At 41.0% G+C, this 23,709-nt stretch carries 23 protein-coding genes; 16 read left to right on the forward strand and 7 right to left on the reverse strand.

Translation table 11 applies throughout. The features are described from left to right. Positions 1-10 precede the first annotated feature (10 nt). From IEW05_RS08295 to IEW05_RS08350, 12 genes are all read left to right on the forward strand, one after another. The gene (locus IEW05_RS08295) at positions 11-1,369 is read left to right on the forward strand and encodes an LLM class flavin-dependent oxidoreductase (RefSeq protein WP_188537597.1); all 1,359 of its coding nucleotides are present in this window, start codon (positions 11-13) and stop codon (positions 1,367-1,369) included. Between the two features lie 6 nt (positions 1,370-1,375). Continuing rightward, positions 1,376-3,052, forward strand: coding sequence for a thiourocanate hydratase (ertB, locus tag IEW05_RS08300; protein WP_373285787.1), 1,677 nt, complete (start codon positions 1,376-1,378; stop codon positions 3,050-3,052). Continuing rightward, entirely contained in the window at positions 3,045-4,154 is a 1,110-nt protein-coding gene (gene ertC, locus IEW05_RS08305; protein ID WP_188537599.1) for a thiohydantoin desulfurase, read from the forward strand. The genes ertB and ertC overlap by 8 nt, the downstream gene beginning before the upstream one ends. Next, a complete protein-coding gene (locus IEW05_RS08310; protein ID WP_188537601.1) occupies positions 4,147-5,670 on the forward strand; it encodes an HAL/PAL/TAL family ammonia-lyase in 1,524 nt (507 codons plus the stop codon). Before ertC ends, IEW05_RS08310 begins: the two co-directional genes overlap by 8 nt. Positions 5,671-5,718: 48 nt before the next feature. Further along, positions 5,719-6,540 carry a DUF427 domain-containing protein gene (locus IEW05_RS08315; RefSeq protein WP_188537603.1) on the forward strand — a complete coding sequence of 274 codons (822 nt, stop codon included), beginning with the start codon at positions 5,719-5,721 and terminating at the stop codon, positions 6,538-6,540. A gap of 37 nt (positions 6,541-6,577) precedes the next feature. Next, positions 6,578-7,480: a DMT family transporter gene (locus IEW05_RS08320; RefSeq protein WP_188537605.1), complete on the forward strand. Its 903-nt coding sequence runs from the start codon at positions 6,578-6,580 to the stop codon at positions 7,478-7,480. A 33-nt stretch (positions 7,481-7,513) separates the two neighbouring features. Then, a complete protein-coding gene (locus tag IEW05_RS08325) occupies positions 7,514-9,094 on the forward strand; it encodes a phospholipid carrier-dependent glycosyltransferase (protein ID WP_188537607.1) in 1,581 nt (526 codons plus the stop codon). Positions 9,095-9,202: 108 nt separating this feature from the next. Continuing rightward, entirely contained in the window at positions 9,203-9,649 is a 447-nt protein-coding gene (locus tag IEW05_RS08330) for a divergent PAP2 family protein (protein WP_188537609.1), read from the forward strand. Between the two features lie 33 nt (positions 9,650-9,682). Beyond that, positions 9,683-11,152 carry a sensor histidine kinase gene (locus IEW05_RS08335; protein ID WP_188537611.1) on the forward strand — a complete coding sequence of 490 codons (1,470 nt, stop codon included), beginning with the start codon at positions 9,683-9,685 and terminating at the stop codon, positions 11,150-11,152. Beyond that, positions 11,149-11,838 carry a response regulator transcription factor gene (locus tag IEW05_RS08340; RefSeq protein ID WP_188537613.1) on the forward strand — a complete coding sequence of 230 codons (690 nt, stop codon included), beginning with the start codon at positions 11,149-11,151 and terminating at the stop codon, positions 11,836-11,838. The genes IEW05_RS08335 and IEW05_RS08340 overlap by 4 nt, the downstream gene beginning before the upstream one ends. 166 nt (positions 11,839-12,004) lie before the next feature. Further along, the gene (locus IEW05_RS08345) at positions 12,005-12,790 is read left to right on the forward strand and encodes a COG4705 family protein (protein WP_229753301.1); all 786 of its coding nucleotides are present in this window, start codon (positions 12,005-12,007) and stop codon (positions 12,788-12,790) included. Positions 12,791-12,908: 118 nt separating this feature from the next. Continuing rightward, positions 12,909-13,223, forward strand: coding sequence for a MazG nucleotide pyrophosphohydrolase domain-containing protein (locus IEW05_RS08350; protein WP_188537615.1), 315 nt, complete (start codon positions 12,909-12,911; stop codon positions 13,221-13,223). A gap of 39 nt (positions 13,224-13,262) precedes the next feature. Here the strand turns inward: IEW05_RS08350 and IEW05_RS08355 are convergent, their stop codons facing one another. Further along, complete coding sequence (locus tag IEW05_RS08355; RefSeq protein ID WP_188537632.1) at positions 13,263-13,952, reverse strand: Crp/Fnr family transcriptional regulator; 690 nt, start codon at positions 13,950-13,952, stop codon at positions 13,263-13,265. Between the two features lie 78 nt (positions 13,953-14,030). Between IEW05_RS08355 and IEW05_RS08360 the strand changes: the two genes are divergently transcribed. Continuing rightward, the gene (locus IEW05_RS08360) at positions 14,031-14,768 is read left to right on the forward strand and encodes an HAD-IIB family hydrolase (protein ID WP_188537634.1); all 738 of its coding nucleotides are present in this window, start codon (positions 14,031-14,033) and stop codon (positions 14,766-14,768) included. Positions 14,769-14,902: 134 nt separating this feature from the next. Here the strand turns inward: IEW05_RS08360 and IEW05_RS08365 are convergent, their stop codons facing one another. The 3 genes from IEW05_RS08365 to IEW05_RS08375 form a co-directional block, all read right to left on the reverse strand. Beyond that, positions 14,903-15,253, reverse strand: a complete 351-nt coding sequence (locus IEW05_RS08365) for a DUF2178 domain-containing protein (RefSeq protein WP_188537636.1) — start codon at positions 15,251-15,253, stop codon at positions 14,903-14,905. Next, complete coding sequence (locus IEW05_RS08370; RefSeq protein WP_188537638.1) at positions 15,243-15,482, reverse strand: helix-turn-helix transcriptional regulator; 240 nt, start codon at positions 15,480-15,482, stop codon at positions 15,243-15,245. The genes IEW05_RS08365 and IEW05_RS08370 overlap by 11 nt, the downstream gene beginning before the upstream one ends. A gap of 325 nt (positions 15,483-15,807) precedes the next feature. Continuing rightward, positions 15,808-16,749, reverse strand: a complete 942-nt coding sequence (locus IEW05_RS08375) for a tyrosine-type recombinase/integrase (RefSeq protein ID WP_188537640.1) — start codon at positions 16,747-16,749, stop codon at positions 15,808-15,810. Positions 16,750-17,000: 251 nt separating this feature from the next. On the opposite strand from IEW05_RS08375, the gene IEW05_RS08380 reads away from it, so the two are divergent. Beyond that, on the forward strand, positions 17,001-17,180 hold the full coding sequence (locus IEW05_RS08380) for a transcriptional regulator (protein WP_188537642.1): 180 nt from the start codon (positions 17,001-17,003) through the stop codon (positions 17,178-17,180). 335 nt (positions 17,181-17,515) lie between these two features. Here IEW05_RS08380 and IEW05_RS08385 read toward each other — a convergent pair whose 3' ends face one another. The 3 genes from IEW05_RS08385 to IEW05_RS08395 all read right to left on the reverse strand — a co-directional run bounded on the left by IEW05_RS08385 (position 17,516) and on the right by IEW05_RS08395 (position 21,271). Next, positions 17,516-18,451, reverse strand: coding sequence for an alpha/beta hydrolase (locus tag IEW05_RS08385; protein ID WP_188537644.1), 936 nt, complete (start codon positions 18,449-18,451; stop codon positions 17,516-17,518). 54 nt (positions 18,452-18,505) lie between these two features. Next, positions 18,506-19,840 carry a metallophosphoesterase gene (locus IEW05_RS08390; RefSeq protein ID WP_188537646.1) on the reverse strand — a complete coding sequence of 445 codons (1,335 nt, stop codon included), beginning with the start codon at positions 19,838-19,840 and terminating at the stop codon, positions 18,506-18,508. Positions 19,841-19,912: 72 nt separating this feature from the next. Then, on the reverse strand, positions 19,913-21,271 hold the full coding sequence (locus IEW05_RS08395) for an MATE family efflux transporter (protein ID WP_188537648.1): 1,359 nt from the start codon (positions 21,269-21,271) through the stop codon (positions 19,913-19,915). Positions 21,272-21,604: 333 nt separating this feature from the next. Here IEW05_RS08395 and nhaC point away from each other — a divergent pair, with 333 nt between their 5' ends. Both nhaC and IEW05_RS08405 read left to right on the forward strand, forming a co-directional pair. Next, on the forward strand, positions 21,605-22,975 hold the full coding sequence (gene nhaC, locus IEW05_RS08400; RefSeq protein WP_188537650.1) for a Na+/H+ antiporter NhaC: 1,371 nt from the start codon (positions 21,605-21,607) through the stop codon (positions 22,973-22,975). Positions 22,976-23,149: 174 nt separating this feature from the next. Continuing rightward, positions 23,150-23,707: an RNA polymerase sigma factor gene (locus IEW05_RS08405; RefSeq protein ID WP_188537652.1), complete on the forward strand. Its 558-nt coding sequence runs from the start codon at positions 23,150-23,152 to the stop codon at positions 23,705-23,707. The last annotated feature ends 2 nt before the right edge of the window (positions 23,708-23,709 follow it).

Consider the following 23,709-nt stretch of genomic DNA (forward strand, 5'->3'; position numbering starts at 1 on the left):
GATCAACAGAATGGGAATCGATAAAAAACAAATGGCACTTGGAGCGATGATGTATTTCCCCGCAGGCGAACATATTTCAAGCTGGCGGCATCCGGAATCGGATGCTGCAGGTTTGCTAGATTTTAATTACTATAAACACATTGTACAGACAGCGGAACGAGGCAAGTTCGATATGTTCTTCTATGCGGATGAATTGTATGTATGGGATCGGTTTGAGTCCGGGATCGTTCAATCGAACAGTATCCGTCCCGAACCCTTTACTTTACTCTCGGCACTTTCCGTTGTTACGGAGAAGATTGGTCTAGCGGCTACCGTATCGACAACCTATAACGAGCCATATCATATCGCTCGCAAGCTAGCGACACTTGATCATTTGAGTGGGGGGCGTTCGGGATGGAACATTGTGACTTCGCAGACGGATGAAGAAGCGCGTAATTTCGGTAAAGATAAGCATCTTGAGCATAAGAACCGCTATGGACGAGCGAAGGAGTTCGTTGATGTAACTCAAGGATTATGGGATAGCTGGGAAGATGACGCTCTATTATTTGATAAGCAATCAGGCAGTTTTGCCGACAAAGACAAACTTCATAACCTTAACTACCAAACCAGTGAGTTCTCTGTACGGGGCCCTCTAAATGTATCTCGTCCACCTCAAGGGTATCCTGTGCTCATTCAAGCGGGTGCTTCTGAAGCAGGTAAAGAGCTCGCTGCTGCATCGGCAGAGGTTGTATTTGCACCCGGTTCAGCATTTGGTCCGTTTGGAACGGTGGAGGATGGAGTTCAATTATACGAGGATATAAAGAGTCGGATGACAAAATACGGCAGATCTCGTGATGAGTTACTTATATTACCTGGATTTATGCCGATTATCGGGAGGACAGAAGCGGAAGCTGCTGAACGACTGGCGATTGTCGAAGAACTTACTCCTGAGAAGCTGGGAGTTGATCTCCTCTCCCATTACCTTGGCCAAGATATCTCAGGGTATCCTTTGGATGAACCCCTTCCTTTTGTTCCACAGCTAGAAGGGTTCAATCAAAGTAAAAGCAATCTTGCTCGGATCATACAGCTACTTGAGCGGGAGAATCTAACCATACGTCAATTGTACAAACGCATAAATTCGCGTGGTGTGGCGGGAACGCCGGCGCAGATTGCCGATCAGATGGAAGAATGGTTTGTTAGCGGAGCAGCAGATGGCTTTAATATTATGTTCCCACATCTTCCAGGTGGTTTGGATGACTTTGTAGATCTGGTTGTTCCAGAGCTGCAGCGAAGAGGACTGTTCAAACAGGACTACACAGGTAACTCGCTTCGAGATCATTTTGGATTAAAGCGTCCTGCTAATCGTTATAGCACTGTTCAAACAAGCTAAGCTGAGGTGATGAAAGTGGTGGATAAGATTATAGCTACACGAGGGCTTGAACTTCGTTGTAAAGGCTGGAGACAGGAAGCGCTCTTGCGCATGCTAGAGAACGTCTTAGAGAATGGTGAGAATCAGAAGGAGCTTATCGTGTACGCTTCACTTGGTAAGGCGGCTAGAAATTGGCCTTCCTATCACGCGATTGTTGATACGTTAAAGCAGTTAGAAGAAGATGAAACGCTCGTCATTCAATCGGGCAAACCGATTGGTATATTCAAGACACATAAACAAGCCCCATTAGTGGTTATGGCTAACTGTAATCTAGTAGGCAAATGGGCAACAAGTGAGAATTTCTATGATTTACAGGAGAAGGGTTTAATCATTTGGGGTGGATTAACGGCTGCAGCATGGCAATATATTGGCTCGCAGGGCGTAATTCAAGGTACTTATGAGATATTTCAAAGTATAGCTCGAATTCATTTTGGGGGAGATCTGCGTGGTCGCTTCATTCTGACGGCGGGTCTTGGTGGTATGGGAGGTGCGCAACCGCTAGCAGGCACGATGGCGAATGCCGTTATTCTATGTGTTGAAGTGTCGGAAGAGCGAATCGATAAGCGGATGGCAAATGGTTATTTGAAGCAAAAAACGAGCGACCTGGAAGAAGCCTTGGAATGGGTACAAGATGCCATACAAGAAGGTCGAAGTCTATCTATAGGCTTACTAGGCAACGCAGCTGAGATTTACCCCGAGCTATTGAGCCGAGGGATTATTCCTGATATTGTGACGGATCAGACATCTGCTCATGATCTGCTCTATGGTTATGTTCCTAAGGGATATACCTTAGATCAAGTGATTAAGGCTCGTCAATTAGATCCAGCCAAATTACAGGATGATGCTGGGGCTTCGATAGCCGAAGAAGTGTTAGCTTTGCTTGCTTTCAAGGAGCAGGGTGCGGTCGTCTTTGATAACGGCAACAACATCCGTACGCAAGCTGTTAAATATGGAGTCGAGAATGCCTTTGATATTGATATTTTCACGGAAGCATTCCTCAGACCACTCTTTGCACGTGCGATTGGTCCCTTTCGTTGGATTGCACTCAGCGGTGATCCTGAGGATATCCGGATTATTGATGAATATATTTTGCAAGAATTCCGGGATAACGATGTCGTTACGAACTGGATAAGACTCGCTAATCAGTATGTACCGATAGAAGGACTGCCTGCACGAATCGGTTGGTTCGGTCATGGTGATCGGTCGAAATTGGCTTTAGCCGTTAATCGATTAGTTAGTGAAGGTAAGCTATCAGGGCCAATTGCTTTTTCAAGGGATCATTTGGATGCGGGTGCCATGACACATCCGAACATTATGACGGAACGAATGAAGGATGGCAGTGACGCTATTGCCGACTGGCCGCTCCTGAATGCCATGATGAGCTGTTCGTCGATGGCAGATCTAGTAGCGATACATTCAGGTGGCGGTGGTTATTCCGGTTATATGACCAGTGCGGGAATAACGATTGTAGCAGATGGAACGAAGAGCTCAGATGAACGGATTAATCTTGCCCTGAATAATGATACCGGGCTTGGCGTACTTCGTTATGCTGATGCAGGTTATGAGGAATCACTTGATGAAGTAGCTCGAACAGGAATAAGGCGTATATCGACAGAGCGTTATGGAGGTAACTTAAATGCGTGAACTAACGAAAGAGGATGTACTGGCGGCTGTAAAGGGTGGGTCTGTATTCGCTTCCGGTGGCGGTGGCTGGGTAGAGCATGGATTAGAAATAGGGGGAGCGGCGATAACTCTTGGCAAACCTAAACTGGTCTCCGTTGATGAATTACCGGAAGACGCCATTATCATTACTTGTACAGCAATTGGAGCTCCAGCGGGGACGCAGTGGCAAATGCTCGGTAAAGACTATATTAAAGCAGTTCAGTTAATCATCGATCACTATGAAGGAAAAGTCGTTGGTGTCATGACACCTCAGAATGGGATGTCCAGCACGATAAATGGGTGGTTACCCGCCGCGGCACTGGGTTTGGTTGTAGTTGACGCAACGGGAGACATCCGTGCGCATCCAACGGGGAAAATGGGGTCGCTAGGGCTTGCTTCTCGCATTGATTTCGAGACGATTCAGGCTGTTGCCGGTGGTAAACCGGAGAATGGCAGCTATATCGAGCTTGTTACGAAAGGGACCCCAGCTAGAACCTCAAACATATTGCGGACGGCTTCCGACATGGCTGGAGGATTTATCGCAGCGGCAAGGCATCCGCTCCCTGCTAAATATATTAAAGAACATGCTGCTATAGGCGGAATCACGATGGCAATTGAGCTGGGGCAGGCTATTGTGGAGGCTGAAGCTATTGGTGCGGAACATGTATTAGATACAATCTGTCAAAAAACCGGAGGAACCATTATCGGAAGAGGTAAGGTCGTAAAGAAGAAGGTTCAATATTCGGGTGCATTTGATATCGGAACGATTAAAGTAAAAGCTTCTGATGGGAATACACTAATACTTCATGTGATGAATGAATATATGGCGGTCGATGACCGTAACAAGGAAAGACTTAGTACTTTTCCTGATGTGATCACTACCTTTTCTCTAGAGACGGGATTGCCCGTAAGTGTAGGCCATATTTATGAAGGACAGGAGATAGGTGTATTCGTTATCGATAGATCTCTTATTCCGCTTAGCTCTAGCGTAAAGGATCCCTCCGTATACCCTGAGGTAGAGCAGGCCTTAGGAATTGAGCTTTATAACCTGGCATTTCCAGAGGCAGAGAAGATCAATGCCTAATGATGTTCTTATTCTGGATGGGCAGAGTTTGACTGTAGCTGATGTTTATACCGTTGCTTACGGCCGGAGACCCGTTCAAATTTCGGAGGAAGCTATAGTAAGGGTCAAGGCATCCCGTGATTTGATCTTCGAACTTGCGGAACAGGATGTTCCCGTGTATGGGCTCAACCGTGGTGTCGGTTGGAATAAAGATAGAGTAATTGATAAGGCATTCTTCGAGCGGTTTAATCGCAATTTGATATTATCCCACTCCGCAGGTGTTGGAGCTGAGGCAGCGGAAGAAGAGGTCCGCGCTGTGATGCTTGTAAGATTAAACGCTCTACTGTTAGGTTGTACGGGTGTTCAGCTTGCAATTGTTCAACGGTATGTTGACTTCCTTAATTTAGAGATTCATCCTATGCTTCCGCTTAAAGGATCGGTTGGAGCCGCGGATATTACGATCCTCTCGCATATTGGCCTTTCTTTCATTGGCGAAGGTGAAGTTGTGATGAATGGGGAGCGACTTCCTACAGAAGCTGCGATGAATAAGGCTGGACTTAAGCCACTTGTGCTTGGACCAAAGGATGGTCTCGCCATTGTTAGCTCTAATGCACTCTCAGCAGGTACAGGTGCCTTAGTATTGCATGAGTGTGAAGAGATTCTTGAACTCGCAGATATCGTATACGCTTTATCACTTGAAGCATTACGAGGCAATGTAAGTCCACTAGACGAAGCTGTACATCGCGTGAGACCTTATAAGGGACAGTTGAAAAGCGTAGCACACGTTAGAGATATTCTTAAGCAGAGTTATTTATGGAATTCGAATCTAGTTGATTCGCTACAGGATCCTCTGAGCTTCCGTGGTGCATGTCAGATTCACGGTGCTGCCTATGATGCGCTTCAATATACGAGAGAGCAACTCCATATTCATCTGAATAGTTCCGATGATAATCCTTGCGTATTGCTAGAAGAGAAACGAATTTTATCATGCGCTAATTTTGAATCTGTCTCTTGGACGTTGGGGTTTGAAATGCTTGGAAGTGCACTTCACCATGTCTCCAAAAGTGCATGTTATCGAACGATTAAACTCGGAACCCCTTCATTTACGGGGTTGAGTCGGTTTCTAACGGCAAACGAGGAGTATTCTATTGGCTATTGCACTGTGCAGAAGACGATTACGGCACTAGATGCTGAAATTCGTCATTTGTCTAATCCAGCTTCAGCGGATTATTTCTCATTGGCAGGCGATCTAGAAGATCACGCAGCGAACTCGCCATATGTAGTAGCTAAGACGAGGGATATTATCGATCGACTGTACTATATTATCGGAATTGAAGCACTGCATGCGGTTCAAGCCATTGATCTACGTAAGGATTTAACGCAGGGGTTAGGTACAAAAGCTGCTTATGAATCGATTCGCTCTGCTGTACCGTTTCTTGGAGAGGATCGTAATTTGAGTATCGATATTGAGCAAGCCTACCAGTTGCTTAAGAGTGGCCAATTTCTCGCTAAGGTTAGAGCATCGCTCATCAATTAAGTTTCCGTTTATATTTTCTGCCAATTTAAATGTAAGGAGTTGTTAAATATGGCTCATCATGACCCACAATGGACTTTAAGAGATAATTATAGTGAGGATTGGCAGATTAGAGCTGAACGTAGTCCAAAATGGATTCGAGTGAAGCTCGGTGAAGTGTATATTGCTGACAGTAAGCGGGTTCTTGTTATAACGGAGACAGGTAAATTACCTGTGTACTATTTTCCTAAGGAAGATGTGAGAAGTGATCTCTTTGAAATATCGGATTATCGGAAAGAGGACCCTAACAAAGGAGAAGCTACCTATTGGACGATTAGAGTGGGGGACCGAGTCGTAGAAAATGCTGTATGGAGTTACTTAAACCCACCACAAGTTAGCTTTATTCTTGCAGGGTATGTCTCCTTCGTATGGAATAAGGCAGATGCATGGTTTGAAGAGGAAGAAGAGATATTCGTTCATGCAAGAGACCCTTATACAAGAATTGATGCCCTTCCGAGCTCAAGACATATTAAAGTCGTTGTTGGGGGTCAAGTTATTGCCGAGAGTCGTAATTCTGTAGTTCTGTTTGAAACAGGTTTGACACCGCGATTTTATTTGCCCCAAGAGGATATAAATTTCAATTTTCTTCTACCATCAGATACGGTTACACGTTGCCCTTATAAAGGTGTGGCTTCCTACCATTCGATCGATGTAGGGGGTAAACAGTACAAAGACGTCGTATGGAGCTATGCGGAGGCTCTTCCAGAGGTTCATGAAATTGCGGGTCGGTTAAGTTTCTATAACGAAGAAGTAGATGCAATCTATATTGATGGAGAGAAATGGTCTTTACAAAGCAAGGACCGTCTGCCTTATAAGAAGATTGGAGATAAATAATGAATTCGGATTCCTCTGACATGGGGGGATGTCAATAATGTCAGCGCATAAATCAGCTCTATTTGGACTTTTAGGAGTTGCCGTACTTTGGGGCTTTAGCTATATCATCAGTTCTTATCTAATCACTTACTTTTCTCCAACATTCTTATCTTTTACTCGGATGGGACTGACTTGGTTTGTAGTCCTTGCACTTCTATATAGAAGCGGATCTTTAAGTAGACCGACGAAAAAAGAATGGTTGCTTCTGTTAGCGTCTTCTGTCTTCGGTACATTAATCCAACAACCTTTATATTTTAAAGGACTACAACTATCATCGGCGGCCAATGCCTCACTCATTTATGCAGTTGCACCACTTGTTGCTGTCTTCATGGAACGATTATTTCTCAAGACCCCATGGACAGGGGGGAAGCTGATTGGCGGTATTCTTGGTGTGATTGGTGTCACTATTATTATCAGCTTTGGTGGTGGGAAATTTAGTTTATCCTCCGGAGATGTCTACTTATTGATCGCTATGCTAGGAATGACAATTAGTATGATATTTACTCCGATACTAGCTAGGACGATGTCATTGACCTCGATAAACATCTTCGGTGGAGGAGTAGGTATTGTCATGATGGCGCCAGTAGCCACCATAGATGTATTAAATGGTAGCCTACTAGTTAGTAGTAGTATTGTGATATGGCTCATGCTACTTCTATTAGCCTTCATTACAGCTACCTCTAATATATGGTGGACGCGAGGTGTGGCAATAACGGGCCCAGGTACAGCAGCTATGTTTATGAATATTCCGCCGTTTATTTCTTTGGTCGCTGGCCACTACCTCTTGGGAGATGCTATTCATGGAGCTCAATTGATCGGCGGTCTTCTAATTCTCTTCGGCGTCTATGTATCTAATCGTAATAAAGAGCAAATCAGAGACTTCTCTTCTTCCAATATATAGATTATATTGGAAGAAGAGGTGAGTATGTTGTCCATGAGGAAATGGAACTGGCTCAATACATGCTATAAAGGTTTCAAGAATAATCCATGGCTCGTACTTTTGTTTCTTGTGGGCGCAGTCATTCGTATTCTATACATAGGTTCCATCCCGCCGGGGCTGAATCAAGATGAAGCATCCATTGGTTATGACGCATATGCCATACTTCATTACGGCATAGATAGAAACGGGGTTCACTTACCCATTCACCTCATTGCCTGGGGAAGCGGGCAGAATGCCCTTTACGCCTATTTATCCATGCCCTTTATTCTGCTGTTCGGACTGACACCGATGTCGGTTCGAATGGTCAGCTTGTTCACGGGTCTGCTCGGAATGATCATATTTTACTTAGTAGCCAAGCATCTTTTTAAATCAAGTGCGGCAGGTATCGCAGCCATGTTCTTCATCTCCATTAATCCATGGCATATCATGATGTCGAGATGGGCGCTGGAATCCAATCTATTTCCTACGTTAATCCTAATCGCTGTTTATTGCGTAATGAAGTCATTTCAATCCCCAAAGTGGTCATATGGATTCACTATTATTTTGGCTCTATCCCTGTATGCATATGGTACAGCCTACTTTTTTGTTCCCTTATTCATATTTACCGTCGCTGTTCTTCTACTATTTAAAAAAGTACTGAAGCTCCGAACGATTCTTTGGAATGGGGGATTGTTTATTCTGCTGGCTTTACCTATTTTCATGTTTGTAATGCTGAATCGTTTGAAACTTCAGGAAATTTCAACTCCGTTCTTCACCATTCCTAGATTGACCAACCCACGTGTAGATCAAATTTCTACTATTTTCAGTGGAAACATAATAGAGGCAGCTACAAATAATTTTCGTAAGTTTATCTCCATTTTTCTAAGCGGGAATGATGGTCTTCCTTGGAATTCGATCTCTTCATTTGGATATGCTTATCCGATTGCTGTACCTTTTGTGCTATTGGGACTTGTTATCTTGCTTAAATCATCGTTACACCTGCAAGACCAAACGCAAATGAAACAAGTTATCGTGATAATCTGGCTCTTTATCGCTGTACTATTGACTTTTATTACTGATGTAAACATCAATCGGATCAATGTTATTTTCTACCCGTTGATCTTACTGATTGTCAGTGGATTGATGTGGCTATTCCGTAAGGAGAAAGTAGTAGGAGTCATCAGCGTTATTGTATTCGGAATATTCTTTGTCATGTTTACAACTGTATATTTCCGTGACTATCCTAAGCAGATCGGACCGGCATTTTTTGAGTCTATAGGTGAGGCTATTCAATATGCTTCGACTGAGAGTGACGGAAAGATTTATGTTACAAACAGGGTGAATATGCCTTATATCTATGTACTCTTTTATGAAAGAATCAACCCTAAGGACTTTATTAATACAGTTAATTATACAAATCCAGGAGGAGCGTTCCAACAAGTGTCTTCGTTTGGGAGGTATGTATTTGGTAATCCTGATTTAGTACCAGGAGAGCAAGCTTCCTATATTTATTGGAATGGCGATCCAATCCCTATGGAAGAAGAGGGAATGAGTATTAAACGGTTTGCAAATTATACTGTAGTAACGGTACAGTGAGTGAGTGACTTAATTAATAAATCGTTAAGAATTGATTCATGACCAGTTTATACTTAACTTATAAATTGGATATATAACATAAAGTCTAATATAGGAGGCAACCAGAGAGTGCATACACTATTTAATTTTCCTTTGGCTTCGGCCTTACTATCGATGATAGTAGCGCAAGTCATCAAACTTCCATTACAATTAATTAGCAAAAAGAGCTGGAATCCAGCGATCTGCTTCAGCACGGGTGGAATGCCCAGTTCTCATTCAGCAACAGTTGCTTCACTAGCGACTGCTGTTGGAATCATGGAAGGATTTAATTCTTCGGTATTTGCTGTTGCAGCAGTGGTTTGTGCGATTACAATGTACGATGCTGCTGGTATTCGCCGGAATGCAGGATTGCATGCTTCTTTATTAAATCGATTAGTTAAACAGACACCTGCTCTTCTAAAGGATGCTCCTCCTACAGATCTCAAAGAGCTTCTCGGGCATCGCCCCGTTGAAGTGCTTGCTGGAGCATTGCTCGGTATAGGGATAAGTTTGTTAATACATTTCACCGTTTCATAGTCATCGGGTGAGCAAGGTAAGGTGATCCAAAAGATGTCCATTCGTATAAAACTTTTGTTATCCTATGCGGCAATGCTAGTTATTCCCTTATTCCTACTTATGATCACTGCATTGCTGTTAACTGTTGTGTATCGTGGTGACGTGCAGAACCTGAAAAATGCTTATGAGCGAAAATTCGAACCTCTTGAAGACAGTGACTATGGCAATCTGATTAAACATACGATGATGAAAAATCCAGATTTGTTGAATGACGCGAGCTTCTTGAAAGACTTATCTGCCGATATGTTAAAGAACAACACGGCATTATATATCCGTTCTGATCAAGAGACTCTGTATATCTCTGATGAACTGTTATCTAAGGAAACATTAACTGAGAAACTTCCAGCATTCAAACATGAGGGAACCCGCTATGAGCCCTATAAAGTAAAGTATGAAAATGATTGGTATCAAGTCGTTCAATTCGATTTGCTATCAAAGGATTCTAAACCAGTAAGCTTGTTCCTGCTAACAAAACTGGACCCACTTGTCCATTTCGTTCTAACCTTTTTCCCCATACTATTTCTATTGACAGTCGTCGTGCTCATATTGACGCATACTTTGTTAACTACGTATATGTCTAGACGAATTATCAGGCCGATACTAGAACTACGTGGGGCGGCAAGACAGGTTGCTGAGGGTAATCTGGATTTCCAAGTACAGGTCAGTGGTAAAGATGAGCTTGGTCAGCTGGGGATGGCTTTTGAGGAGATGCGATCTAAACTTCAGGAGTCCATTGTTCTTCAACAGCAATATGAGACAAATCGGAAAGAGTTAATTACGAATATTTCGCATGATTTGAAAACACCGATTACTGCAATTAAAGGGTATGTAGACGGGATATTAGAAGGTGTGGCGAATTCACCTGAAAAAAGAGAAAAGTATATGCGTACGATCGCAACAAAGACAGGTGAATTGGACAGATTGATTGATGAGTTGTTTTTATACTCGAAACTAGATATGCAGAAGCTATCTTTTTCATTCGAATCCGTATCCATCCTCCCCTTTCTGAAAGATTGGGCAGAGGAACTGATAATTGAATTAGAGAAGAAGGATGTAAAACTAGCAATGAATTTGGATGAAGGGGAGCATGCTAGAGTATCTGTCGATCGGGATTCGTTCAAGCGTGTCCTTGGAAATGTTATTCAGAACAGCTTGAAATATATGGACAAGTCTGAAAAGATGATCACTGTACATACCTTTATGGAAGGTGAACAGTTTGTTCTGACTATCGCAGATAATGGTCCCGGCGTACCCAAAGAAGCAGCTGATCACATTTTCGAACGCTTTTATCGTGCTGAACAATCACGGAATTCAGACACCGGTGGCAGTGGGTTAGGACTTGCCATTGCTAAGCAAATTATACGAGGACATAGTGGAGAGATATATGCTAAGAGTGAGGAAGGTCAAGGGACAACGATTTATATTGTATTACCGATAGACGAGGATAGGAGTACCCAAGGATGAATAGAACGATACTGATTGTGGAAGACGAACCGTCCATTGCAGAGCTACAAAAAGATTATTTGGAAATGAACGGATACCAAACCAAGATCGCTGATAATGGTGAAGCGGGACTGGAATTAGCTCTATCAGGTAAATTTGAATTGATTGTGCTAGACGTTATGTTACCCAAACTAAGTGGATTTGAAGTATGTAAAAGAATTCGCGATGAACTGGATATTCCAATCCTTCTAGTAACGGCCAGAAGGGAGGATATCGATATTATCCGCGGACTGGGTCTGGGTGCTGATGATTATATTACGAAGCCATTTAAACCTGCGGAGCTTGTAGCTCGGGTGAAGGCCCATTTTTCACGATATGATCGGTTGAAAGGACATAGATCGAGCACCAATGAACTGGAGGTTCGAGCGTTGCGGCTTGACCCTGACTCACGTCGTGCCTTCATACGGGATGAGGAGATCTCGCTGACCAACAAAGAATTTGATCTTCTCTATTTTCTAGCAATACACCCGAATCGTGTGTTCAGTAAAGACCATCTATTTGAGAGATTGTGGGGGGCAGATTCATTGGGGGATACTCAGACTGTGACCGTGCATATTCGAAGGATCCGAGAGAAAATAGAAGAAGATTCTACGAATCCACTATATATTGAGACTGTGTGGGGTGCTGGCTACCGCTTTCATTCCTGAAACAGTTTAGAGATCAACCAAAGTGAATCTACGGATTCTACTTTGGTTTTTTTTGTTGATTTCCAGAATTAAGGATTTATTAATAGTTCGTTCATAGGCAATTTAGATCTGAGATATACACTAATATGGAAGTACCAATCTATGTTAAGAGAAGGAGAGTTCAAATTTGAATTCGTCAAATTCGTTCATAACGGAAGGTAAGAAGGTATTTAACAAGGTTCCCGAGATCACGATTTTCTTCTGGATCATCAAAATTATGGCTACCACCGTGGGCGAGACAGCGGCAGATCTCTTGAATTTCAATCTGAACTGGGGGTTAACCAATACAACTTATGTTATGTGTGTATTATTGCTAATTACACTATTCCTTCAATTCAGAACAAAGAGGTACATTCCAGCGATCTATTGGCTTGCTGTCGTGATGATCAGTGTCGTTGGGACGCTTATTACCGACAATCTAGTTGATAACTTAGGGGTATCGCTAGTGACAACTACCATTTTCTTCACCGCCGCCTTAATCATAACTTTTATGGCATGGTACTTTAGTGAGAAGACATTATCTGTTCACTCTATTCACACGATCAAGCGAGAATCTTTCTATTGGTTAGCTATTCTATTCACATTTGCATTGGGAACTGCGGCGGGTGATCTTGCATCAGAAGGGCTCAATTGGGGATATTTGAACTCAGCACTCATATTTGCAGCTTTAATTGCAGTAATTACCATCGCCTATTATCGATTTAAACTGAATGCTGTGACTGCATTTTGGATCGCCTACATTTTGACCCGTCCGTTAGGTGCCTCTATCGGCGATTATCTATCCCAATCTTCAGATAATGGTGGACTTAACCTTGGTACGGTGGGTATCAGTACGATTTTTCTCGTGATTATTTTGTCCTTGGTTATCTATTTATCGAAGACAGGAAGAGATGAGATCAAAGTTGAACAGTAATTAATAAATCTGAGGACGGCATCGAAGGAGCCGTCTTTTTTACGTGAATCCACACTCATTTCATATAGAATAAGGTATAATGAACTTTCAATTTGCATCGTGCAGGAGGACATGAATAATGGACGTAAATGCATTTCAGAAATGGGTTAAGGAATTTTATGAAGAACGTGGATGGTCAGAACTCGATATTTTTATACGTATTGGTTTTTTGGCGGAAGAAACGGGTGAGGTTGCAAGAGCAATTAGAGCATTAGAAATTGGTAGAGATCGTCCAGATGAAACCACGGGTACACACGCTGAGAATAAACAAGAGCTAATCGAAGAGCTAGGGGATGTACTAGGAAACGTTATTGTGATCGCCAACAAGTATGACGTCAGTTTAGAAGATATTTTTAAATCTCATCAAGCGAAATTATCAAAACGTTACAAGTAATTTATAGAGTAAAAAAGGATTGGCGATCATCGCCAGTCCTTATTCATATCGCAAACCATTGGATAGTTCATCTAAACGTTCCCAATCGATCACAACGATTTTCTTCTTATCTTTCCTGAGCATGTTCACATCAGATAACTTTTGAATGACACGGTTTAAATGCCGCGGGGTAGTACCAATAAGCGAAGCAACTTCATGAATATGTGGAGTTTGAATTTCTTTTCCAAAATCATGCTGAAGGCGTATGGTTAATAAATAGCTTGCTAGGCGCTCTTCAACAGAGGCTAATAAATTGATTCGTGAGGCTGTCGTACATGTCTGGAGTTTATAAGCGAGATGCCTGGATAGCTCGGTCAAAAACTTATAATCTCGCATCAATTCCGTTTCAATTGTATGTTTGTTGATAAAAAGAAATGAAGCTTGTGTTACGGCCTCAACCTGCGACTGTACAACAACTTTTTGCATGAGTTCAATGTCTCCAAAGACCGCTAAAGGGTGACAGAAGCGCAACAGTAGAGCTTTTCCGGTCTCCACACTCGATGTTACTTTGGTTCTACCGTCTACTTGAAAATAAAGGCCATCTAGCGTATCTCCCTCTTGTAAAATGACCTCATTCCGCTCATAAATCCGTAGTTGAAAGGGAAGAGATTCAGGATGAGAAAAGATTTGATCGATATTTATTTGTGATTTATAACGTTGTAGGATGTCTTGCTCTTGCGTGAATTTCATCATTTTCTCCTTTTTTGGACATCTGTCCTTTTTATTATACAAGAAGCTGTTATGATAAAAAAACGAGGAGGTTGTACGATGAAAATAGTATTTGATCTAGACGGGACAATTTGTTTTAAGGGGAAACCTTTAAGTAAAGATATGGTACAGGCATTAGAGTCATTAGCAGGAAAGGGGCATGAAATCATTTATGCCTCGGCCAGACCAATACGTGATTTATTGCCGGTATTGCCGCCTCATATGCAGCAGTATCCGATGATTGGTGGGAATGGCGCATTTGTAGCATCAGGTGGAGAGATCATTTCCACGATTCATTTTGACAAACCGCTAGCTGACAAGATCGTTAAGTTAATTAGAAAGTATGAGGCAAGCTATTTAATTGATAGCAGATGGAATTATGCTTATACAGGGAATAATGAGCATCCTATTCGAAGAAATGTGGACCCGGAACAGCGCGCTGCAAATGTACCACTTGATGAGCTAAATGAGATCGTGAAAGTCGTCATTTTACATAGCATAAATGAGCAGCAGTTGCTAGAGGAGTTGCAGCAATTACCGATCGTAATTTATGTCCACGGTAATGAAGGGATTATTGATATCAGTCCGCAAGGTGTTGATAAATGGGCAGGATTACAAGCCCTTGGTATCCTACCACAGCAATTTATTGCCTTTGGTAATGATGCGAATGATGTGTCCATGTTCAAGCATGCTCAGCGTTCTGTTTGTGTTGGAGAACATAATACCCTCATGCAAATTGCATCAGAACATGTGGCTAGTGATGAAAATCAGGTTATTCTGAAAATAAAAGAGCTTTAGTATACACGATTGAAGAGAAGGACCGGCGATGCTTGCCGGTTATTTCTTTGTAACAAATGACCCAACCTAAGATAAGAGTTATTAGCTTTGTCTAATTCTTCATCCTTGGTTGAGTCTCGTTTCCCGACTTTTCCTTATGAAAAATCTTTTTTATATTGGACGGCTAGATAAATCCCACCAGCTAAAAATGCCAACGCATATTTGAACAAGAAAAAGATGGTCCACATATCGTCTTTAGGAAAAATCATGTCACATAGAATAATTACCAATAGCATATAAAAGCTGCTTGTCAAAAAGATTTTATTTGTCCGTTCGTCGTCTTGTCCAAGCTTCTTATAAAATACAAAGGTAAAAATCGCACTACCCATAACCAGTAAAAAACCAACTCCAATGAGAATATTCCAATTTCCCGAAGAATGTTCAGCCCAGGACTTTAAAGGGGAAAAGATTGAATTATGGATATCTGAGATAGATTTAGTTATCATTTTGATCATTTCCTTTCACATAAGTAAAAATATCGTTAACATCAACACTAAAAAATTCGGCAATTCGAAAAGCTAACAGCAGAGTCGGAATATAATTTCCTTTTTCCATTACGAAGATGGTTTGTTTGGAAACCCCGACTTTCTCTGCTAATTCTTGCTGAGACAATCTGGCAAGTACACGATATTCATAAACTTTATTAGATATCGAATCACCAAAATCTTTCTTCATGACCATCACCTCTTGAATCAAAATTATAAACTCAGTTTTTATAAAAGTAAAGTAAACTTATATAAAAACATCATCTACTTTAATATTTAATTGGATTACTTAGATTTAATAAGAATCAGAATGCAGAAAGAACCTGACGAAATTCATAATTCCGTCAGGTGTTAATTTAATAGTAGCAGATATTAACGATAGGTACAGTCTTTGCCATTACTCGGCACAATCCAGAAACTAAAGCATAAAATGGATAATAGAATACATCTTAGTTAACATAAATAATATTATGTTAACTTAAGTGAGGAATAATAATTTTATGTGGTATGTATTGTTATTTTTTTCCGATTTCCGAGAAAAGGGGAAGTGCTGGACGAACATTCCCCATAGCTTTTCGTTTAGCTTCATCCATAACGTGAGTGTAGATCTGAGTAGTAGAAATATCCTCATGTCCAAGGAGTTCTTGCACTGCACGTAGATCTGCACCGTTTCTTAAGAGATCCGTGGCGAAAGAGTGTCTTAATTTATGAGCGGACAGTCGCATCCCCCGTAATTGGGGGTATTCTTCAATTAATGATGTGAATGTTTTCTCCGAAATGGTTTGTACCATACGTTTGCTAATTCTCCGACCAAACTGCGAAATGAAGAAAGCCATCTCATCCTTTTTCCCCTTAGGAATTATTCGCACTGCAAGACATTGTTGAAGCAATTGGTTCAACTCGGGTGGGAGGGGGATATAACGCCATTTTTCGCCTTTCCCCAACACACTAATCTCGGATCCTTCAAAATTAAAGTCAATTGTGTTTAAACGGACGATCTCACTAACACGAAGTCCTGCATATGACATTAAGGCGATGATGGAAACATCGCGAATCAAATATTTTCCTTTCACTAGCTGCATAGAAGCATCTAAATATTGTTTCTCTAGAAATGTTGGTTTACGTTTTTTCTCAACCTTTGCTTTTTCAATATCAATGGTAGGGTTATGATCGGTCACATTAAATTTAATCATCACCTTGAAGAAGAGGCGAATCGCTGATTGACATCTATTTCTATATCTGGCACCAGCACCCGTTTCTCTCACATTGGAGAGATGTTCCATAATATTAATGTCCGAAACCTCGGAAATTGCTTTGCCTTGCAAACTATTTAGAAAATGTTTCAAATCATGCATATATGCATTTTGGGTGTCCTTCGAATATTCACGATCTTTCATATAGATCAAAAATAGGTGAATTTCGCGTTCATATTGCTCTAAAGTTGCTGGGTCTATCATCGAATCCCGCCTATTCAATCGATTTGAAGTGAAATTGCATTAAATATGTATTTAATGCAATTATATCAGATGTAAAAATATAAAAAAAGCGGAGGAAATGGGGCATTTCAGACCCATAAAAACCCAAAAATGATGTCAAAGATAATTTTGGAGCCATTTAACGATAAACATGAACATTTTTCGAACAGGCTAGGCAGGGGAACGAATGTTTGTTATCCTATTTGTAAAATCGTGGGATGGAGGTGTCAGTGATGAGCGTGAAAGAACAAGTTCTGGAGACGATGAAAGCCGCAGGAAAACCGGTTAGTGCAGGAGAGGTTGAACAACTGTCTGGATTAGATCGCAAGGAGATTGACAAAGCATTCAAAGAACTGAAGAAGGATGAAGCGATTACTTCTCCAATTCGTTGTAAATGGGAGCCTGTTAAATAAAACAAAAAAACAAGATAAGGGAATGGAGACAATAGTGTGCTCCATTCCCTTTTTGTATATAATTATAAAATTATATGGATAAACCATTTCTTTAGTTAACATAAAAATAATTATGTTAACTAAAGCGTTTGTGGGTCGTTTTTGTCTTAATCAAAAAAATCCTGTTAACAATGAACTGTTATTGAATAATGCGCAAACAAGGAACATTATTTTGGGAGAGGGTACCGGAATGGATAAGAATGCAGTTTATGAAAAAAACAGCGCATACGAAATAGTTGTATGCGCTGTTTTCGTTAGGTAGCTTCTTGATTGTGAGTGAATTAAGAAGCCATCATCTATTTCACGTAATTCCCTATAAATTGTGTTACTACACGATCATAGCCCACTGGATCAACACGTCTAGCTGCACCATGGCCTGCTCCAGGCACAACAAACAGTTGTTTGTCCTTTGGACCGTTCTCATACAATGTATTAACCATTTCGTAGGGGACGAACAGATCGGCGGCGCCGTGTATGAATAGGATGGGTGTTGTAGATTTTTTGATTTGCGTCAAGGCAGATGCTTCATTAAAACCGTAACCTGCCCGAATCTTGGTCAATAAACTGGTTGATTGAACAAGAGGGAAAGAGGGCAAATGATACATTCGTTTCATTTGGTAGCGGAGTTCATCAGCAACAGTAGTATAACCGCAATCCTCGATAATCGCTTTAACGTTGGAAGGTAGATTCTCACCACTAGTCATCATGACCGTCGCACCTCCCATGGAGACGCCATGAAGTACGATTTGTGACTGCTTCCCTGTATGTTCGATGACTTTATCGATCCACTTGAGGTAATCCTTACGTTCCGGCCAACCGAATCCGATGTAATCTCCTTCGCTTTTCCCATGTCCGCGAGCGTCTGGAAGAAGAACATTATAACCCAATACTTCTCTGTACATTTTAGTATATCCACTCATATTTTCTGGAAGTCCAGAGTATCCGTGTGCGAGAATAACGGTCCGATTTGTTGGCTGCTTGGCATCTAAATAGTAGGCATGAAGTTGAAGCCCATCATCCGAAGTTATACTCCAATCTTCAAAAGCTTGTTCAGACCACCAAGCGCTAGTGTCTTCAAGAGGTTGCTCCACATTCGTGTCAGCTTCTAGATCTGGATTGCCATTTAGGAAGTCCTTATCCGAACGAGCAATCGCTACATTATAGAAATAAAAGCTGGCGGACCCAACGATAATCAGTAACAGTACAATGATTGAAATAATTATGATGAACACCCTTTTTTTATATCAGATTATTGATTCATAAATATTTAAACTCTATCGGCCTACTTATTCAGTTGGGTTAAGGGATAACGTTAAGTGATTGTTCTCTTTGCTACTATTAAGCATGCTTTCTACATAACTTTTAAGAAACTGGTCTTTCGCTTTGTTCCATAATTCTATTCCTTTAGAGTTTGTGATTGTCGGCCCAATTTCCTTGGAGTTACCTGAGAAATATAATAGATTCAACTTCGCCATGGACGTAGCCATTTCTGTACGTTCTTCTTCAGTGTAACCTTGACCATCTAGAGACTGATATGCTTTTCTATAGGAATCCTCATAAAAGAAATCCCTGGCGTAAGAGCTAAAGTGAAGTAAATCCTCATTCTTAATTCCCTCTTGCTCACTCCATTTTTCAACATCGACCATTTGTGTCCGGTACTCTATTGAAGATGGATTAGGAGAATAGTGAAGAGTACCGTATTGATGCGGATAAACCCCAAATGCACTTGTAGCGATATCATAGACATTCTTCTCAGACTGAATATCCTGGATGTGAATATGGCCAGATAACACGAGAGATATGTTTGACTTCTTCAGAACATTTAAGACCTCTTCGTGATTATTTAAAGTGAACCCGTTACTTGAAACATCACTGTGATCAATCAAGTTATGATGCATGACTGTAATTATATTGACTCTTTTTTCCTCTGCTAGCCGTGTGTTTTCTTGAATCCAATCCAAAGTTTCCTTTGAAACCTCGCCGTCTGTTTGGGGGATTTTCAAGATCACGTTGTTGTCATACTTACTAGTATCTAGCATTAACAGCCATAAATCATCTGATATTTCAGCTACATAACTAAGGGAATCCGTATCCCTGGATAAAGCCTCGTCATACCCAAAGTTGTTGTAAATGGTTGTGAATTCCTTAGGAGTTATATAATCTGTAACGTATTGACCATCCGTTTTGAAACTCCGTGCCCATGGATTCAAAATATCATGATTACCAGGAATGACATATACGCTTGTTCCTGATTGTTCAATTTGCTTCAGCTTGTTGGCTAATTCAGAATGACTTTTCTTTTCACCGTTATTTGTCAAATCACCACTGAGGATCACAACATCTGGTTTCTCATGGATTACATCATTTACAAATGAATCAGCCAATGGATCAGAGTAATTTAGTAATTTCGAATCGCCATTCTTGATATATTCCTGAAAAGCTTGACCATTATCGTGCAAATCAGGACTCAAATAATGAAGGTCTGTTGCTACAAATAGATTCAAATCGCGAGAACCTTTGGACTCCGTTATAGGAGGATCCGCTTCCAAACTGTTGTTGCAGCCAGTAATGGTAAGAAACGAGAGGGTTAATAACATGGTTGTAATTAATTTCACTTTCATAAGTACCTCCAAAAAACATGACCTGTAATATGATTAGTTACATCTGCTAACACATTATAACATAAAATTTCTCTAGGCTTGATGGTCAAATACGCGTATCCACTTATATCGATTGACTTTAAAAACAGCAACGATGCATTTAAGAATTTGATCGGATTTGAGAAATATAAACGTGATGATTGGCGAAAAATTAAAGACAAAAGCAGACATATAGGATAGAGGTAAGACTAAGAAAAACATAAATATGAAATCATTATACATGACAAATTTCGTATCTCCGCCACTGCGTACAATTCCAGTCAGTGCCGGCATTTGATAAGCCGTACCACAAACCGTAATTGAGAGTATGGTCATAAACTGCAGGGCAAGGGTTTTAGATTCAGCAGAAATGGCATAGAAGGAAAGAACATGATCTTTTGTAATGAACAAAATGAGGCCTGTCACAATCCCGATGAGTACATATAAAATTTGTAATGTTTTACTATAAGCTTTAACTCTGTCCAGAACTCCCTCACCGACTGCCTTACCAATTAGCACTGTAGTTGCGCTTGCAGAAGCGTAAATCACTACCGTTACCAATTGAAAAATAGTTGTGGCAACGCTATTCGCAGCGATAGAGGCTTCTCCCATATGGCCAAGAATGGCCGTTTGCACAGCCATAGCCGCTGCCCAGATAAAATTGGCCAATAGTATGGGCGAGCCGATTTTTATATATTGCTTCAACATCGTCATATCTAGCTGTAAATAATCACTAAACTTAATACGTAATCTTAGCTTAGCTTTCTTTATATAGAGAATAACGATCATTGTTTCGATAATTCGTGCTATTAATGTACCAATAGCTGAACCTCTAATCCCCATGCTTGAAAATCCAAAATGGCCATAAACAAGTAAATAATTCAAACAAATATTAATTACTAGAGTGGAGAGGGAGACAATAAAGCCGATCTTTACGATTTCCATACTGCGTAGTGAAGCTAATAAAATATTGGTGATGGCAAAAAAGACATATGAAAATGAAATGATTTTTAAATAACGCGCGCCTTCTACAATAATACTCTGTTCATTGGTTAATAACGATAAACAGTTAGTAGGGAAAAAATATACAACAATCCATATGCTAAAACTCAGGGCGAGCGCTAACGCCATACCAACGCTACTAATCTTCTTAATGGAATGAAGTTGATTAGCCCCCCAAAAGCGAGATCCCAGAATCACAACAGCTTCAGACACGCCCATCACAAGCATAGATACAAAAAATTGAATTTGATTGGCAAGCGCAGCACCCGAGAGAGCGGATTCACTATATCCTCCAAGTATTAAGTTATCTGAAAGATTGACTCCAATCGTAATAACATTTTGAAGACCGATTAATAAGGTTAACCGGAAGAAATTTTTATAAAAAGTACTTTCACGAACCATGAGACTCATAGAGACGTACTCCTTCTGTTATTTGATTATGGCATCTGAACAAACTTATTTAAGGGTACTATTAAAGGTATAATTTAACAACGGATAAAATTGAACAGTCTAAGAAGAGGGGGGGAAAGGGGATCTATGGTTTGATCAATTTGGCTGAATCATCCTGCTTTGGATGTACGTAACATTGACTTTATTCCTATTAATCGTTTATACTTCAATGCGCAAAAGCAAAAAAGCATAAAAGCGAAAAAGTTGATTGTCCAATCCAAAAAGATATTATCGAAGTGATAGAAGGATTTGAATCTTCAAAAGCTACAACAATGTATAAGGAGCCTCATCAACATGAACCGACAGCTTAGTTTCTCAAAAAGTGTTATTCTTATTATCTTTATTCTAGCATTTCTATTTGTATCTATCTTTCTCTTAAAAGCGGAACCGCATCTCCCGCTTCTCGCAACAACCGTGGGTACAGCCACATTATTACGATTATTCGGCTTTACTTGGAAGAAGCTCGAATCTGCCATCATTCAAGGTATTCAAACGGCCATAATGCCAATTCTCATTCTATCGCTCATCGGCATACTGATCGCCGTGTGGATGATGAGTGGTACGGTGCCGACGCTTTTATACTATGGTATGGATTATATTAACCCGCATTATTTTGCCGTGAGTGCATTATATGTCACCATCGTCGTCTCTATGTTCACCGGAAGCTCGTTCACTACAGTCAGTACGATCGGTGTCGCCTTCATGGGAATTGCTGTAACGACGGGTGTCTCTCCGACTTTAGCTGCAGGAGCGGTTATCTGTGGAGCTTGTTTTGGTGATAAGATGTCGCCATTATCCGATACGACGAATTTTGCTCCTGCGGTGGCTGGTATATCCATATTCACACATATTCGCAACATGAAGCACACAACGCTTCCGGCGCTTGTCGTGACTACTGTCTTTTTTCTGCTCGCGCCAAAGCCTAGTACTATCGATTTGTCATCGATACAAGATATCAAGCTTGCATTGCAAAGCGGTTTCCATATTCACTGGTTCACGTTGATTTCACCGCTTGCTGTTATCGTCTGCTCCATCAAGAGGGTCCCGATTATCCCAACGCTAATCGTTGGTATTGTCACTGGACTTCTAGTGACCGCCTTCATTCAGCAACAAACGGCAGTTGATGTCTGGTTCAGCGTGATGCAGAGCGGCTACGAGAGCTCTATCACCAATGAAACGGTCGCTTCCATCGTAAATCGCGGCGGCTTGCAATCTATGATGTGGTCCGTATCTTTGATCTTAATCGCTTTATCATTAGGAGGATTGTTACAGCATTGCGGAGTCATTGAATCCTTCTTCCATAAAGTCGTTCAACCATTGAAACGTAAAAGTAGTATTGTACTCATGACAGGTGCTTCATCGATTGCGGTTAACGGCATGACAGGAGAGCAATATCTATCCATCCTATTGCCCGGCCAAATGTTCAAGGATGAGTATACTCGCAGAGATATTCCAGCAAAGACATTGTCCCGTACCCTGGAGGATTGCGGTACACTCGTTAACCCATTGATTCCATGGGGCGTCAGCGGTGCCTTCTTCGCAGCTACACTTGGTGTTCCGGTGATCGAATATGCACCTTATGCAACCTTCTTGTGGTTAAGCCCGCTAATCACATTTGCCTATGCTTTGATACCTAGATTGCAGAGGAACTCGCTTGGTAAGTAAAAATGTGACTATCAGTTAATAAACCAATAAATTATGTAAGCACCCCAACCAGATTATAATGAGCTGTGGGTGCTTTTTGCATTTTACAAAAAAATTATAATAGCCTTGTCACAAAACAGCTGTTTGTATTGTTATAACGTGTATAAATGGGAAACTAACACGAAAGGAGTACATATGAAACCAGATCTTGAAGACATACTGTTATCCGATGCGCAAATTGAATTGATCATTCAGCAGATCAAAGAAGGTCACAAGGAACCGTTTCGATTCCTGGTTAAACAATATCAACGTCGGATCCACGTTTATTGCTATCATATGATGGGCAATCGACAGGAAGCCGAGGATGCGGTTCAAGATATTTTTGTAAAGTGTTATCAGCATTTAGCCAGTTATACAGAGAACATTTCTTTTACGGCTTGGTTATACAGAATATCCTATAATCACTGTATGAATTTACTGAAAAAGCGAAAAGCAAGGCATAGGGTGTTCAGTTTGTACCGAATGGAACAACAAATCATCGTGTCTGATAAAAATGACTACGACGATCTCGTAGGAGATTTACTTAGCGGACTCTCGTCTGAAGAGAGAAATCTGATTTTAATGAGGGTACTAGATGAACGTACCTTTGAAGAGATTGGGCAAATCTTGGGGTGCAAACCAGCCACTGTACGCAAAAAATATGAACGGTTAAAAAAACGACTGAGATTGAGACCCCTCTGGTCTCAACGATAGGA

The sequence above is a fragment of the Paenibacillus segetis genome, from assembly GCF_014639155.1.
Classification (GTDB): Bacteria; Bacillota; Bacilli; order Paenibacillales; family Paenibacillaceae; genus Fontibacillus; species Fontibacillus segetis.